The following is a 14,144-nucleotide window of genomic DNA, read 5'->3' on the forward strand; positions in this document are numbered from 1 at the left end:
ACGTACGGGCGTGCGGCGGGGTCAGGCCAGGGTGGTGGCGTAGCTGTAGAAGCCCTGGCCGCTCTTGCGGCCGAGCAGGCCGGCGTCGACCATCCGGACCAGCAGCGGGCACGGCCGGTACTTGCTGTCGCTGAACGCGGTGTAGAGGCCTTCGACGGACTGCAGGATGGTGTCCAGGCCGATCAGGTCGGCGGTCTCCAGCGGGCCCATGGTGTGGCCGAAGCAGGTCTTGAAGATCCGGTCGACGTCCTCGGCGCCGGCCACGCCCTCGTGGACCAGGTAGACCGCCTCGTTCACGGTGAGCATCAGGACCCGGTTGGTGACGAACCCCGGCGAGTCCTCCACCAGGATCCCCTCCTTGCCCAGTTGGGCCAGCAGGGTGCGGGCGGTGTCCACCGTCGCGGCGGAGGTGTGGTGGCCGCGGATCATCTCCACGGTCGGCTTGAGCGGGACGGGGTTCATGAAGTGCATGCCGAGCACCCGGTCGGGGCGGGAGGTGGCCGCGCCGATCCGGGTGATCGGGATGACCGAGGTGTTGGCGGCGAAGACGGTGCGCTCGGGGCAGAGCGCGTCCAGGCGCTCGTAGACGCCCTTCTTCAGGCCCCAGTCCTCGGTGATGTTCTCGATCACGAAGTCGGCCTCGTCGAAGCCCTCGTAGTCGGTGGTGTAGCCGATCCGTCCGAGGACGGTCGCCCGGTCCTCCTTGGGGCGCTCGGCCTCCGGCCCCTTGGCGCCCGACGCCTTGGCGCCCAGCAGCCGCCCGAACCGCAGGCCCTGGCCGATGGTGCGCTCGGCGGCGGCGAGGATCTCCTTGGTCCGGTCGACGAGCAGGACCCGGTGGCCGGTCTGGGCGAGCGCCTGGGCCAGGCCGGTGCCCATGACACCGGCGCCGACCACGCCGACCGTGTGGATGTCAGACATCTGCTGTGCTCCGCTTCTGTGGGCCGTCGGCCGGGCCCGGCCCATCCGGGCCGGCGGTCGTCGGGTTGGGGTCGAGGCGTGGCCGGAGCGCGGCGGCCTGTTCCGCCACGGTCAGGGTTTCGAAGAGGGCGTTCAGCGCCAGGTCGAGGCCGAACTGGCGGCGGATCCGGGCCGCGAGCTGGAGGCCGAGCAGCGAGTGGCCGCCGAGCTCGAAGAACTCGTCGTGCACGCCGACGCGTTCCAGGCCGAGCAGTTCGGCCCAGAGCCCGGCCAGCGCGCTCTCGGTGTCGTCCCGGGGTTCGGCGTACTCGGTGAGCAGGCCGGGGCGCGGGTGGACGGCGACGGACTCCGCCGGACCGTCCGCCGGGGCGCCCACCCGGTGGGCCCGGATGTCGGCGAACACCGCGTCCAGGTCCTTGGCCACCACGGCGACCTGCGGGCCGAGGCCGGCGGCGAGCAGCCGCAGCAGCGCCTCGACGCCCTCGGCGGGCCGGATGCCCTGGTCGAGGTGGTCGCGCAGCGATCCGGCGTCGCCCGGCCGTCCGGCGGTGGCGGGGACGGTGGTGGCGGCGGGCGGGAAGCGGTAGCTCGCGGTCTCCCGGGAGGTGCCGTCGCGCAGCGCCTCCAGCCGGGTCTCCAGGTCGGCGACCCGCTTGAGGAGGAAGTCCTCGACCCGGACGGTCTCCAGGCCGGTCTCGTCCAGCAGCGTGAAGTCCGCGGTGAAGGTCTCCTTGCCGGGCCGGTCCGCCTCGTGGAAGCGGTGGTGGCTGTAGATCCGGCGGGGCAGCGGGGCGAGCAGGGTGAGGCGGCCGTAGCTGAGCGGGATCCGGAACTCCTCGGCCAGGTTCATCCCGTGGAAGCCGGCGCCGAGGTCGAGCAGGGACGGGTGGAGGGCGATCCGCTCCAGGTCGCCGGCGAACTCCGCGGGCAGTTCGAGTTCGGCCAGCGCCTCCTTCTCGCCGAGGTGCACCCGGCGCAGGCAGCGGGAGCGCGGGCCGAAGCCCATCGGGCCGGTGTGGTCGACGGCCCCGAGGTCGCGCATCCCGGCCCGGGCGATCAGTTCGGCGACGTCGTGGCGGCGGGGCGGGGCGGTGTCCTCGCCGACCGGGCCGACGGAGCCGGTCACGTGCACCTGCCAGCCGTCCTCCTCGGCCCGGACATCGCCAGCACCGACCGCGGAGTCGGCGGCGGCCTCCCGGCTGATCACGGCGAAGCGCGGCGGGCTGTGCCGCTTGTCCAGCACGACCCGCAGTTCGCGCCGCTGGTCCTCGCCGATGACCACCGGGGAGAGGAAGGTGACCCGGTCGAGGACGGCCCGGGGGTCGCCGCTCTGGTGCTCGTGGACGGCGCGGGCGAGTTCCAGGTGGCCGGTGCCGGGGACGACGGCGTTGCCGGCCATCCGGTGCTCGTCGATCAGCCAGGAGGTGGCGACGCTGAGCGCCACCGCGTAGACGGCGACGGCCTCGTCGTCGCGCAGGCAGGCGTCGATCAGCGGGTGGTCGACCGGGCCGGTGCGGCCCTCGGCGGGCCGGTCGCCGCCGGCGCCGATGGTGCGGAAGGCCATCCCGACCTCCTGCCAGCCGTCCCAGTTCACCGACACCGTGCGGGGGCCGCCAGTGGCCTCGTTGTGCTGGGCCAGGGCGTCCAGGAAGGCGTTGGCGGCGACGTAGTCGATCTGTCCGACGCCGCCGGTGAGGGCGAGGCTGGAGGAGCAGTGGACGGTGAAGTCGGGGGCGAGCCGGCGGGCCAGCGCGTCGACCACCAGACCGCCGCGGACCTTCGGGCCGAGCACCCGGTCGGCGGCCTCGGCGGTCTTGAGCTGGGCGAGCCCGGCGGCCGGGACGCCGGCCGCGTGCACGATCCCGTGCACGGCGCCGAACCGCTCCACGGCCTGGTCGGCGATCCGGTCCATGGCGGCCGGGTCGGCGACGTCGGCGGCCGCGGTCAGCACCTGCGCGCCGAGCTCTTCGAGCTCCAGTACGGCCCGGATCCGCTCCCCCACCGCCGGGTCCGCGCCGTCGTCGGCGAGCAGTGCCTGCCAGCGCTCCCGGGGCGGCAGCGCGGTCCGGCCGACCAGGACCAGCCGGGCCCGGGCGGCGGCCGCGAAGTGACGGGCCAGCGAGAGGCCGACGCCGCCGAAGCCGCCGGTGATCAGGTAGACGCCGTGCTCGCGCAGCGGGGTCCGGCCGTCCGCGACGGCCTCGACCCGGACCGGCCGGTGGCCGCGCTCCCAGCGGCGGCGCCCGCGCAGGGCGGTGAGCGGCCGGGTCGGCTGGTCGAGGAGTTCGGCGTACAGCAGTTCGGTGTCCTCGGGCGTCCAGTCGCGGCCCGGCGGCAGCGACAGGTCGACGGCCCGGCAGACGGTGTCGGGCTGCTCCAGCGGCAGGACCAGCGCGGGGCCCGTCAGGGTGGCCTTCTCCGGGGCGACGGGTTCGGTGCCGAGGACGGCGAAGGCGTCGCTGGAGACCGCCGTGAGGTCAAGCGGGGCGTCGGGCGCGGCGGCGGTGAGGGCCTGGTCGAGGCGGAGCAGGCTGTGGAAGCCGCGCTCCAGGGTCTCCTCGGCGGAGCGGCGCGGACCGACGCTCCACAGGTGGACGATCCGCTCCGGCGGGGCGCCGTCGGCGGTGAGCCGTTCGACCAGCCGCCGGTGGTCGGCCTCGCTGCCGGGGGCGATCCGGTAGTCGCCGTCGGGGAGTTCGCGCCAGCCGTCACCCGCCCGGACGGTGCCGACCCGGTGGCCGTCGGCGCGCAGCCGGGCGGCCAGCGCGTCGCCGACCCCCGCCTCGTCGGTGAACAGCAGCCAGCTGCGGGGCTCCGGGGCGCCGGTCAGCGGGCGGGGCGGCAGCGACTCCCAGACGGGGGTGTGGAACCAGTCCGCCAGGTCGGCCCGCCGGGCGAGCGAGCGGGCGGCCTTGCGGGCGGCCGTGCGGGGCGCCGGGTCGATCCAGTGCCGGGCCTCCTCGAAGGGGTACGGCGGCAGGACGGCCCTGGTCGCGTCGTTGCCGCCGCTGACGGCCGTCCAGTCCGGGTCCACGCCGGCCGCCCAGAGCGCCCCGGCGGTGTTCAGCAGGAACCGTTCCTCGCCCTGCCGGTCGAACCGGCCCGGCATGGAGGCCAGCGCCACGCCCGGCGCCGCGGCGGCGGGTCGCAGCTGCAGGGCCAGGCTGGTCAGGGACTGGCCGGGACCGGTCTCCAGCAGGACCCGGCCGGGCTGCTGCCACAGCCGGCCGACGCCGTCGGCGAACCGCACCGGCAGGCGCAGGTGGCGCACCCAGTACGCCGGGTCGGTGACCAGGCCGGCGTCGGCCCAGTCGCCGGTGACGTTGGAGACGTACGGGACGGTCGGCGGGTGGAGGGCGACCCCGGCGGCGAGTTCGGCGAACTCCTCGACGATCGGGTCCATCAGGTGCGAGTGGAAGCCGTGGGTGGTCTGCAGCTGCCGGGCGGCGACGCCGTCCGCGGCGAGCCGGGCCTCCAGCGCGCCGACGGCCTTGGCGGTGCCGGCCACCACGCACAGCGCGGGCCCGTTGACGGCGGCCAGCGAGAGGTCCTGGTCCAGCAGGCCGAGCACCTGCTCCTCGGAGAGCGGCACGGCCAGCATGGCGCCGGCCGGCAGGCCGTCGATCAGCCGGGCCCGGTGCGCGACCAGCGCGATGGCGTCGTCCAGCGAGAGGACCCCGGCCAGGTGCGCGGCGGTGTACTCGCCGATGCTGTAGCCGATCAGCGCGCTCGGCCGCACGCCCCAGGACTCCCAGAGCCGGGCCAGCGCGTACTCGATCGCGAAGGTGGCGGGCTGCGCGTACCGGGTGCGGTCGAGTTCGGTGCGCTCCGCGGCGGCGGGGCCGCGCAGCATCCGCCGCAGGTCGGGGCCGGCGGCGGCGGTGTCTGGGGCCCCGGCGGGGTGGATCAGCTCGCGCAGGTCCAGGCCGAGGTACGGGCGGAAGCCCTCCGCGCAGCGGTCCAGGGCGGCCCGGAACACCGGCTCGGTGGCGTGGAGTTCGCGTCCCATGCCGATCCGCTGCTCGCCGAGTCCGGGGAGCACGAACGCGACCTGCCGGGGGCTGCCGTCGTGGTGGCCGGTGCGGACGGCGTTCGGGGTGCGCTCGCGCAGTGCGCGGGCCGCCTCGGCGGTGGACTCGGCGATCAGGAACCGCCGGTGGCCGTGGTGGCGGCGGCCGGTCTGCAGGGTGCGGGCGGTGCCGGCCAGGTCGGGGGCGCCGGCGCCGTCGAGGCGGTCGGCGAGGCGGTCGGTGGCGGCTTCCAGGGCGGTGGCGGTCCTGGCCGTGACCGGCAGCAGGACGCGGGCGCGGCCGGGGTCGCGGCGGGCCGGGGCGGGGGCCTCCTCCAGGACGACGTGGGCGTTGGTGCCGCCCATGCCGAAGGAGCTGACGCCGGCCCGGCGCGGGACGGGCCCGGTGGGCCAGTCGGCCAGCCGGGTGTTGACGCGGAACGGGACGGCGTCGAAGTCGATGGCCGGGTTGGGGATCTCGAAGTGCAGGCTCGGCGGGATCTGCCGGTGCTGGAGCGCCAGCACGGTCTTGATCAGTCCGGCGACGCCGGCGGCGGCGTGGGTGTGGCCGATGTTGCCCTTGACCGCGCCGATGGCGCAGCTGCCGGGTGCCAGGCCCTGGAAGACCTGGGTGAGGGCCTCGATCTCGATCGGGTCGCCGAGCGGGGTGGCGCTGCCGTGGGCCTCGACGTAGTCGATGGTCGCGGGGTCGACGTCGGCGGCGTCGAGGGCGTCCCGGATGACCCGGACCTGGCCGGCCACGCCGGGCGCGGTGAAGCCGACCCGCTGGGCGCCGTCGTTGCCGACCGCCGAGCCCTTGATCACGGCCCGGATCGGGTCGCCGTCGGCGAGCGCGTCCTCCAGCCGCTTGAGGACGACCATCCCGGCGCCGTTGGCGGCGACGGTGCCCTGGGCGGTGGCGTCGAAGGGCCGGCAGTGGCCGTCGGCGGAGAAGATCCCGCCGGGCTGGAACAGGTAGCCCTGCTGCTGGTGGGCGCGGACCGTCGCTCCCCCGGCGAGCGCGGTGTCGCAGGCGCCGCTGAGCAGCGCCTGGCAGGCCAGGTGCACGGCGACCAGGGAGGTGGAGCAGGCGGACTGCACGGTGAGGGCGGGGCCGGACAGGTCGAGCTTGTAGGCGATCCGGGTGGCCAGGAAGTCCTTCTCGTTGGCGATGTTCCGGGCGAACACCTCGCCGGGGTCCTCGCCGTCGATCCGGCCGTCCACGTGGTCGACGTAGCTGTTGTAGTAGCTGCCCGCGTACACGCCGACCCGGCCGGGCACCGCGCGCGGGTCGTGGCCGGAGTCCTCCAGGGCCTCCCAGGCGCACCGCAGCAGCACCCGGTGCTGGGGGTCCATCAGGTCGGCTTCCTTCGGGCTGATGCCGAAGAAGTCGGCGTCGAACCGGTCGGCGTCCGCCAGGACGCCCTGGGCGGCGACGTAGTCGGGGTCGGCGCGCAGGGCCTCCGGGACGCCCTGGGCGGCGAGTTCGTCGGGGGTGAAGAAGCTGATCGACTCGGTGCCGCTGCGCAGGTTCTCCCAGTACTGCTCGGGGCCGTTCGCGCCGGGGAAGCGGCAGGCCAGGCCGATGACGGCGATCTCCAGGCCGGTCGGCTCGTCGGTGTACGCCATCAGCTGTTCTCCTTCCGGGAGCCGGCCTGCCGCCGGTCGAGCTGGCGCCGCATCCGGTCGCGGCCGCGGTCGAGCCGTTCCCGGCTGTCGGGGGCGGGAACGGGGTCGGTGTCGGTGTCGGCGGGCCGGGCGGGCTCCTCGGCGAGGTGCTCGGCCAGGGTCCCGACGGTGGGGCACATGGTCAGCACCAACAGCGGTACCTCGCGGCCGAGTTGCTCGCCGAGCCCGGCGGCGACCCGCTTGAGCAGCAGCGAGTTGCCGCCGAGGTCGAAGAAGTTGTCGTCGACGCCGAACTCCTCGGTGCCGAGCACCTCGGACCAGACGGCGGCGATCCGCCGTTCCAGCGGGTCGGCGGGGGCGGCCCGGTGACCGGGCCCGTCGGCGGCGGTGGCGGCAGCGGCCAGGCGTTCGGCGAGCCGCAGCCGCTGCACCTTGCCGGTGGGGCTGCGCGGGACGTCGTCGACGACGAACACCCGGCTGGGGACCTTGAAGTCGGCGAGCCGTTCCCGGGCGTACTCGCGCAGGTCCCGTTCGACGACCGTCGCACCGGGCTGCGGGACGACGGCCACCGCGACGTCCTCGCCCAGGGTGGGGTGCGGGACGCCGAAGGCGACGGCGAGCTTGACGGTGGGGTGGCCGGCCAGCACGTCGTCGATCTCGACCGGGGCGACCTTGGAGCCGCCGCGGTTGATGATCTCCTTGCTGCGGCCGACCACGTACAGGTAGCCGTCCTCGTCGAGGCGCCCCTCGTCGCCGGTGCGCAGCCAACCGTCCGTGAAGGCACGGGCGTTGGCCTCCGGGTTGGCCTCGTAGCCGGCCATCACGTTGGCGCCCCGGATGGCGATCTCGCCGGACTCGCCGACCGGCACCGGGCGGCCCGCCTTGTCGAGCACCAGGACCGGGCCGCCGACCGGCAGGCCGACCGAACGGGGTTTGCGCTCGCCGGGCGGCAGCGGGTTGCTGGTGACCAGCGAGCCCGCCTCGGTCATGCCGTACGCCTCGACGACGGGGGCCCCGAAGGCGTCCTCCAGGGCGGTGAGGGTCGGGCCGGGCAGCGGCGCGGAGGCGGAGCGGATGAACCGCAGCCGACTGGCGGCGAGGACCTCGCGGTGGTCGTCGGCGACGGACAGCAGGGCCTGGTGCATGGCGGGCACGGCGGTGTACCAGGTCGGCCGGAACTCCTCCAGCCAGCGGTAGAAGCCGGTGTCGCTGAAGCCGGGGGTGCAGACGATGGCGGCGCCGCGGACCAGGGTGGCCAGCAGGGTGCTGGTCAGGCCGTGGGCGTGGAACAGCGGCATCGGGTTGAGGCAGCGGTCGTGCTCGTCGAGGGCGAAGGCGGCGCCGGTGTTGCGGGCGGCGACGTTCAGGTTGGCGTGGGTGAGCGGGACGAGCTTGGGCCGGTCGGTGGTGCCGGAGGTGTGCAGGATCAGCGCGGTGTCGTCCGGGCCCGCCGGGCCCCCGTCCTCGGCGGCGACCGGCGTGCCCGGGTCGGCGCAGTGCAGGTCGAACCGGCCGGCGGGGGTGCCGGGCCGGGAGCTCAGCTCGATGATCCGGATGCCGAGCCGGCGGGCCACCGTCACGGCGGGCGAGTCGTCGCCCGCCTCGACCAGCAGGGCGTCGGCCCGCATGTCGGCGAGGTAGAAGGCGAACTCCGGCTCCCGGTAGGCGGGGTTGAGCGGGGCGCTCTGGGCGTACGCGGCCGTGCCGAGGAACGCCGCGGCGAGGTCGGGGCCGTTGGGCAGCACCAGGGCGACCCGGTGGGGGCGGCCGATCCCGAAGCTGTTCAGCGTCCGCCCGATCTCCTCGATCCGGAGTGCGAGCGCCCGGTAGGTGAGCGGGGTCCGGTCGGGGGCGAGGAGGGCGTCGGCGTCCGGCCGGGCATCGGCCTGGTCGGCGATCAGTCGGCCGATGCCGGTGATCGGTGCGTCCTCGGTCACGGTCATCTCCCATGTCGGCGTCGTTGGGCGGGGGTTCAGCGCGTCGGCAGCTCGGCCACCGCCCACGCGGTGGGCGGCCGGCCGGCGGCGGTCCGGGTGCCGAGGCGGACCCGGGCGGGGCGGGGGCCGTGGCCCGGCGGTCCGGCTCCGGCTCCGGCTCCGGCTCCGGCGGTCTCGACGATCTCGACGGTCAGGCGGTGCGGTGCGGCGCCGGCTTCGTCGTCGGTGGCGGGGTGCAGGCGGTAGCGCCGGGGCGGGATCCGGAAGCCCAGGCCGGAGGCCTTCGCCAGTGCCTCCTTGACGCACCAGAGGTGCAGCGGCCGGACCGGGCCGCAGGCCCGGCGCAGCGCGTCGAGCTCGGCCGCGGTGCCGAACCGGTGCAGGTTGCGCTCGGCGGTGGCCCACTCGGTCTCCGCGTCGACGCCCAGCCCGCTCGGCGCCGTGCCGTCGGCCGGTTCCCGCCGCAGGGCCACCACCACCTGCTCGGCGGTGTGCGCGAGGGAGAACTGGACGGCGGGCCGCAGATCGGCGCCGTCCCAGCTGATCCGGCGGACGGCGCCCGGCCCGGCCAGTCCGATCCGCCGGTGGGCGTCGGGCAGGTCGGGCACCAGGCCGAGCCGGACCAGCCCGGTCTTCAGGGTGTGCCGGGCGGCGTACCACTGGTCCTGCCGGGCGGCGGCGGTGTGCCCGCCGTGCTGCCGCGCGGCCCGCGCCGCACCGCGCCGGACGTCGTCCCAGAGCAGCCGCACGGCGGTCACCTCGGTCCGGGGACGGGGGCGTCCACCACGTCCGCCAGGCTGCGCACGCCCGGCCCGGCGGTGGCCGCGTACCGGATCGCGCGCAGCACGCCGGGCAGGAATGCGCGGCGGTCGGCCATCCGGTGCAGCACCTCGACGTGCTCGCCGGTGCCCGCCGCGACCACCCGGTGCTCGCTGAGGGCGTCGCCGAGGCGGAAGGAGGTGATGTCGGGGGCGGGCGCGCCGGGGCCGCGGGCGTCCTGCCAGGCGGCGGCGAGGTGGCGGGCGGTGCTGCTGGGGCGGTCGCGCTTGCCGGCGAAGTGCAGGTCGCCGACGCCCGCCTGCCAGCTGTCGTCGGACCGCGCGGCGAGGTCCTGGACGAACCGGGTGACGGCGAGCAGGGCGAGGCTGTAGTTGGCGGCGACCACCACCGGGCGGCTCCGGCCGACCTCGGCCAGCAGAGCCCGGTGCCGGTCGCCGAGGCCGCTGGTGCCGATGACCAGCGCGCAGGGCACCGTGCGGGCCTGGTCGAGCAGGTCGGCGGTGGCCTCCTCGGCGGTGAAGTCGACGATCACCGGGTGCGGCTCCGGGAGGTCGGCGAGCCGGTGCACCACCGGCACCGCCGGACCGGGCTCGGCCTGGCCGACCTCGGACGGACCGACCTCGGACGGACCGACCTCGGCCCGGCCGGGCGGCGGGGGCCGGAGGCTGAGCCGGGCGGACAGCGCGAGGTCGGGGGCGGCCAGCACGGCCTGCCGCACGACGCCCGCCATCCGGCCGGTCAGCCCGCAGACGGCGACGGGGACGGTCATGTGCCGATCGCCTCCACGACCAGGCCCATCCGGCGGGCGAGTTCGTTCTCGACCACGCGCCGGCCGCCGAAGCAGGCCTGGAGGACGGCGTCGGGCCAGTCGGCGGCGTCCGCCGGGGAGTGCTCCAGGCCCAGCTCGGTGGCCATGTCCTCGGCGGTCCGGGCCGTCCGCTGGAGCAGGTCGACGCAGCTCAGCAGGGTCGCGAGGGCGGCCTGCCCGCCGGGGGCCTCGGCCTTGAACCCCGCCCCGAACCGGGCGGCGGCCGAGGCCAGCGAGATCTCGATCTCCAGCTTGCTGAGTTCATGGGCCAGGTACTGGGAGGTGGACAGCGCCTCGACGCCCTCACCGGCTCCGGCCAGGGTCCGGCGCAGGTCGGCGACGACCCGGGCGGGCCAGGCCAGGGCGCCGCGGACGAACGCCCAGGCGTGGCCGTCCAGGGCGGCGGTCAGCGCTCCCCCGGGGGTCCAGTCGACCGGGCGGGAGAGCGCGGCGGCGGGGGCCCCGTCGAGTTCGGCCCAGCCCCAGCCGGCCGCCCGGCCGGCCCCGTGCAGCCGGACGCCGGGGGCGTCGTGCCGGACCAGCGCCAGCCTGGTCCCGCCGTCGGTACGGACCGGGACCACCGACACCCCGGCCTCCCGGACGGCGTAGCGGTAGCGGCCGTGCAGCACCGTCCGGTCGCCGTCCCGGTCGGCCCGGACGGCGGGGGCGGTGAGGCTGAGCAGGGCGTTGGGGGTGAACAGCCCCAGCGAGGCGGCGACCCGGCCCGCCCGGACCTCGTCGAGCAGCGGGGCGTCCGCGTCGAAGGCGTCCAGCAGCGGCAGCACGCCGTGGAGCTGCTCGGTCAGCGCGGCGGCGACGGCGAACGGCCGGGTCTCCCAGACCTGGTCCAGCGCCTGCCCGAGCGCCTGGTCCGACGCCTCACCCGGTGTCGCGTCGCCGGGTTCGAGGCCTCGGCGGGTCAGCAGCTCGTGCAGCACACTGACGGCCCGGTCGGGGGCGGCGGCGGTCATGCCCGGCCCCCCTCGGCGAGCCGGGCGCGGACGAACCGGACGATCGAGTCGACGGAGTACAGGTGCTCCGGGTCGGCCTCGGGGTCGATCACCGCGTCGTAGCGCTGCTCCAGCACCTCCATCAGGTTGATGTAGCCGATGGAGTTGACGCCGGCCCGGTCGAGTTCGCCGTCCGCGGCGCGCAGGTCGGCGACGGTGACCACCCGTCCGGTGGCGGTCTCCACGAGCAGCTCGATCTCCGTACGGAGTTCGGCGTCGCCGGGGATCCCGGTGTCGGTGCGGGCCGCCTCGTTGGCTGTGCTCATGCTTTCTTCTCCAGTTCCTGGGGAGTGCCGTCGGCGGCGCGGGTGTCCCGGACCAGGCGGCGCAGCTCGGTCATCCGGGCCTTGCCGACGGTCGACCGGGGAATGGCGGGGAGGAAGGTCACCCGGCCGGGCACCTTGAACGGCGCGAGGCGGGCGCGGCAGGCGTCGACGACCTCGGCGCGGCCGATCCGTCCGCTGCCGGCCAGGGCGGCGTGCAGGACGGTCTCGCCGTTGGCGTCGGTGTCGGCGAACACGGCGGCGTCGGTGACGCCGTCGAGGGCGAGCAGGGTGCGTTCGATCTCGGCCGGGTCGATCTTCCGGCCGGCCAGGTTGATCGGTCCGCCGAGCCGGCCGGTGACGAACAGCCGCCCGTCGGCCAGGTGTCCGAGGTCGCCGGTGCGGTAGTAGCCGTCGGGGTCGAGCCGTTCGGCGAGGGCGCCGGGGGCGTTCAGGTAGCCGGCCGCCATCGAGTCGGTGCGGACCCTCACCTCGCTCTCGCCGGTGGGCAGTTCGACGACCTTGACGGACACGCCGGGCAGTGCGGTGCCGAGTCCTTCGGAGCGGTCGGGTTCGCGTTCGTAGGTGCACGGGCCGGTCTCGGCGATGCCGTAGTAGTCGGCGATCCGCACGCCGTACCGGGACTCGAAGCCGCGCCGGACCTCGGGGTCGAGGACGGCGGCCGCGGAGACGGCCCGGGTGACGCCGGCGAACGCCCCGACGTCCGGCCGGGGTGCGGCGGCGAGCAGCCGGTAGGCCAGCGGGAAGGCCACCAGCCGGGTCGCGGCCGCCCGGGTGACGGCCCGGGAGATGCCGCCGGAGGTGGGCAGGCCCTGGTAGAGGTGGAGTTCGGCGCCGACCGTGAAAACCGGCAGCAGCGAGGTGTTGAACGCCAGGCCGTTGGTGAAGCCGGCCAGGCAGAGCACCCGGTCGTCGGGGCCGAGGCCGGTGCCGGCCGCCCAGGTGCGCGCGGCGGCGATCACCGCGTCGGCGGTGAACTCCAGGCACTTGGGGGCGCCGGTGGTGCCGGAGGTGAACCGGCAGGTGGCGGTGGACGCCCCGGGCTCGGGCGCCCCGGGAACGGGCACTCCGGACTCGGGCTCCCCCGACTCGGGTGCTGCGGCCGGGGCGGGCGGCACGGCCAGCGTCAGCGCGCTGTCCGGGACGGCCCGGGCCTCGCCGCCGAGCGGGAACGGCTCCGCGCCGTCGAACAGGAACGCCGGAACACCGCAGCTGGTCCGGATGCCCTCCAGTTCGGCGGCCCCGAAGGTCGCGTCGATCAGGAACGGGAGCCGGCCGGCCACCAGCAGCGCGTAGTAGCAGACCAGGTAGTCGATGCTGTTGGCGGCGTGCAGGCCGACGTTGACCAGGTCCGGGCCGAGCAGCGCGTCCAGGGTGCGGGCGCGTTCCCGGACCAGGGCGGCGAACCGGGCGTAGCTCAGCTCCTCGCCGCCGGCCACCACGGCCCGCCGCTCGCCGTGCTCGGCGCAGGCGGCCAGGAAGGCGGCGCCGAGCCGCTGTCCGTCAGCCACGGCGGGCCCCGTCCCCGCCGGCCGGCGCGAGGTCGAGTTCGGCCCGGCAGGCCATGCTGTGGTTGGCGATGGTCAGCATGGTGGTCTGGCTGCCGCCGGACATCCGGAAGCCGCGCAGCTGGGCGTGCGCCCGCAGCGAGGGGCTGTCCCACATGTAGCCGGCGCCGCCCTCCAGGTCGGTGGCGAGGACCGCCAGTTCGTTGGCCTTCTCCACGCAGAACCACTTGAGTTCGGCGATCTCGGGCACGGTGCTGCCACCGGCGGTGACCCGCAGGTAGGCGTCGGCGATGCCCGCCTCCATCAGCTCCTGGTGGGCGCGGGCCCGGGCCAGTGCGTGGGCGTTGACCGGCCAGGCGCCGAGCGGGCGGCCGCCGAGGGTGCGCCGCCGCACGTGGCCGGTGATGTGCTCCAGCAGCGCGTGGTGGGTGAAGTAGGCGTCGGCGGCGATCAGCAGGCGCATCCGGGACATCACCCGGTTCCAGCGCATCAGTTGACTGATGCCGCTGCGCGAGACCACCTGGTCGGCGGCGACCCGGACGCCGTCGAACTCCACCAGCGCGGAGTCGACGCTGCGGGTGCCGAACTTGTCGTACACCTCGGTGACCCGCACGCCCGGGGTGGACTTCTCCACCGCGACGATCGCGGGGGCGCCGTCCAGGACGGCGCTGACGAAGCACAGGTCGGCGGTGGCGCCGTTGATGACGAACTTCTTGCGGCCGTGCAGGACGATCCGGTCGCCCTCGGTGGTGGCCGTGGTCGGCTCCTCCGGGGACGGGTCGGTGTCGCACTGGCAGGCCACCAGCTCGCCGGCGAGCAGCCCGGGCAGGTAGCGGTCGCGCAGCGCCCGGTCCCGGGCAGACAGCAGCCACTCGCAGGCGATCTCGTTCTGGACGTGCATCGCGAGCGCGATGCCTCCGTCGCGGGCGCCGGCCAGCGCCTCGCCGAGGACCAGCGCGCCCAGCAGGCCCAGGCCCTGGCCGCCGAGTTCGCGCGGCAGCGACACGCCCAGGAAGCCGTTCGCCGCCAGGTCCTGCCAGGTCTCCCGGCGCAGGTGCCCGTCGGGCGCGGTGCGCCACTTGTCGAGCCACTGCGGGGTGAAGTGGTCCGCCGCCCGGGACCGCAACTCGCGGTGACCGTCCGTCAGCTGCGCGGACAGGATGCTATTGCTCAACATGGAAGCCACACACTGCTCTCTCTGATCGAGCCTCGGTTCCGAGGTCGGCTCGGCTGCCGCGGGTCCGTTCCGGGTCGAGTC

At 75.7% G+C, this 14,144-nt stretch carries 9 protein-coding genes; all 9 read right to left on the reverse strand.

Annotated features, from left to right (window positions below; translation table 11 throughout):
* Positions 1–21: 21 nt before the first annotated feature.
* Genes ACIP4P_RS15210 through ACIP4P_RS15250 form a run of 9 tightly spaced genes read right to left on the reverse strand, consistent with a single transcriptional unit; the run spans position 22 to position 14,063 of the window.
* Positions 22–921 (reverse strand): 3-hydroxyacyl-CoA dehydrogenase family protein, encoded by a 900-nt coding sequence (locus ACIP4P_RS15210; RefSeq protein WP_400918111.1) that lies wholly within the window; start codon positions 919–921, stop codon positions 22–24.
* A complete protein-coding gene (locus ACIP4P_RS15215; protein ID WP_400918114.1) occupies positions 914–6,559 on the reverse strand; it encodes an SDR family NAD(P)-dependent oxidoreductase in 5,646 nt (1,881 codons plus the stop codon). The genes ACIP4P_RS15210 and ACIP4P_RS15215 overlap by 8 nt, the downstream gene beginning before the upstream one ends.
* Positions 6,559–8,496 (reverse strand): AMP-binding protein, encoded by a 1,938-nt coding sequence (locus ACIP4P_RS15220; RefSeq protein ID WP_400918117.1) that lies wholly within the window; start codon positions 8,494–8,496, stop codon positions 6,559–6,561. Before ACIP4P_RS15220 ends, ACIP4P_RS15215 begins: the two co-directional genes overlap by 1 nt.
* A gap of 35 nt (positions 8,497–8,531) precedes the next feature.
* Positions 8,532–9,245, reverse strand: coding sequence for a 4'-phosphopantetheinyl transferase superfamily protein (locus ACIP4P_RS15225; protein WP_400918120.1), 714 nt, complete (start codon positions 9,243–9,245; stop codon positions 8,532–8,534).
* A 5-nt stretch (positions 9,246–9,250) separates the two neighbouring features.
* Entirely contained in the window at positions 9,251–10,045 is a 795-nt protein-coding gene (locus ACIP4P_RS15230; protein ID WP_400918123.1) for a 4-hydroxy-tetrahydrodipicolinate reductase, read from the reverse strand.
* Entirely contained in the window at positions 10,042–11,055 is a 1,014-nt protein-coding gene (locus ACIP4P_RS15235) for a hypothetical protein (RefSeq protein ID WP_400918125.1), read from the reverse strand. The genes ACIP4P_RS15230 and ACIP4P_RS15235 overlap by 4 nt, the downstream gene beginning before the upstream one ends.
* A complete protein-coding gene (locus ACIP4P_RS15240; RefSeq protein ID WP_400918128.1) occupies positions 11,052–11,360 on the reverse strand; it encodes a hypothetical protein in 309 nt (102 codons plus the stop codon). Before ACIP4P_RS15240 ends, ACIP4P_RS15235 begins: the two co-directional genes overlap by 4 nt.
* A complete protein-coding gene (locus tag ACIP4P_RS15245) occupies positions 11,357–12,889 on the reverse strand; it encodes a class I adenylate-forming enzyme family protein (protein ID WP_400918131.1) in 1,533 nt (510 codons plus the stop codon). Before ACIP4P_RS15245 ends, ACIP4P_RS15240 begins: the two co-directional genes overlap by 4 nt.
* Entirely contained in the window at positions 12,882–14,063 is a 1,182-nt protein-coding gene (locus ACIP4P_RS15250) for an acyl-CoA dehydrogenase family protein (RefSeq protein WP_400918134.1), read from the reverse strand. The genes ACIP4P_RS15245 and ACIP4P_RS15250 overlap by 8 nt, the downstream gene beginning before the upstream one ends.
* Positions 14,064–14,144 lie beyond the last annotated feature (81 nt).

The sequence above is a fragment of the Kitasatospora sp. NPDC089509 genome (assembly GCF_044749365.1).
Taxonomy (GTDB): domain Bacteria; phylum Actinomycetota; class Actinomycetes; order Streptomycetales; family Streptomycetaceae; genus Kitasatospora.

What these genes read in the sequence shown, in the direction of transcription:
- ACIP4P_RS15210 (WP_400918111.1), bottom strand. Translation starts at nt 921, where the DNA reads ATGTCTGACATCCACACGGTCGGCGTGGTCGGCGCCGGTGTCATGGGC.
- ACIP4P_RS15215 (WP_400918114.1), bottom strand. Translation starts at nt 6,559, where the DNA reads ATGGCGTACACCGACGAGCCGACCGGCCTGGAGATCGCCGTCATCGGC.
- ACIP4P_RS15230 (WP_400918123.1), bottom strand. Translation starts at nt 10,045, where the DNA reads ATGACCGTCCCCGTCGCCGTCTGCGGGCTGACCGGCCGGATGGCGGGC.
- ACIP4P_RS15235 (WP_400918125.1), bottom strand. Translation starts at nt 11,055, where the DNA reads ATGACCGCCGCCGCCCCCGACCGGGCCGTCAGTGTGCTGCACGAGCTG.
- ACIP4P_RS15240 (WP_400918128.1), bottom strand. Translation starts at nt 11,360, where the DNA reads ATGAGCACAGCCAACGAGGCGGCCCGCACCGACACCGGGATCCCCGGC.
- ACIP4P_RS15250 (WP_400918134.1), bottom strand. Translation starts at nt 14,063, where the DNA reads ATGTTGAGCAATAGCATCCTGTCCGCGCAGCTGACGGACGGTCACCGC.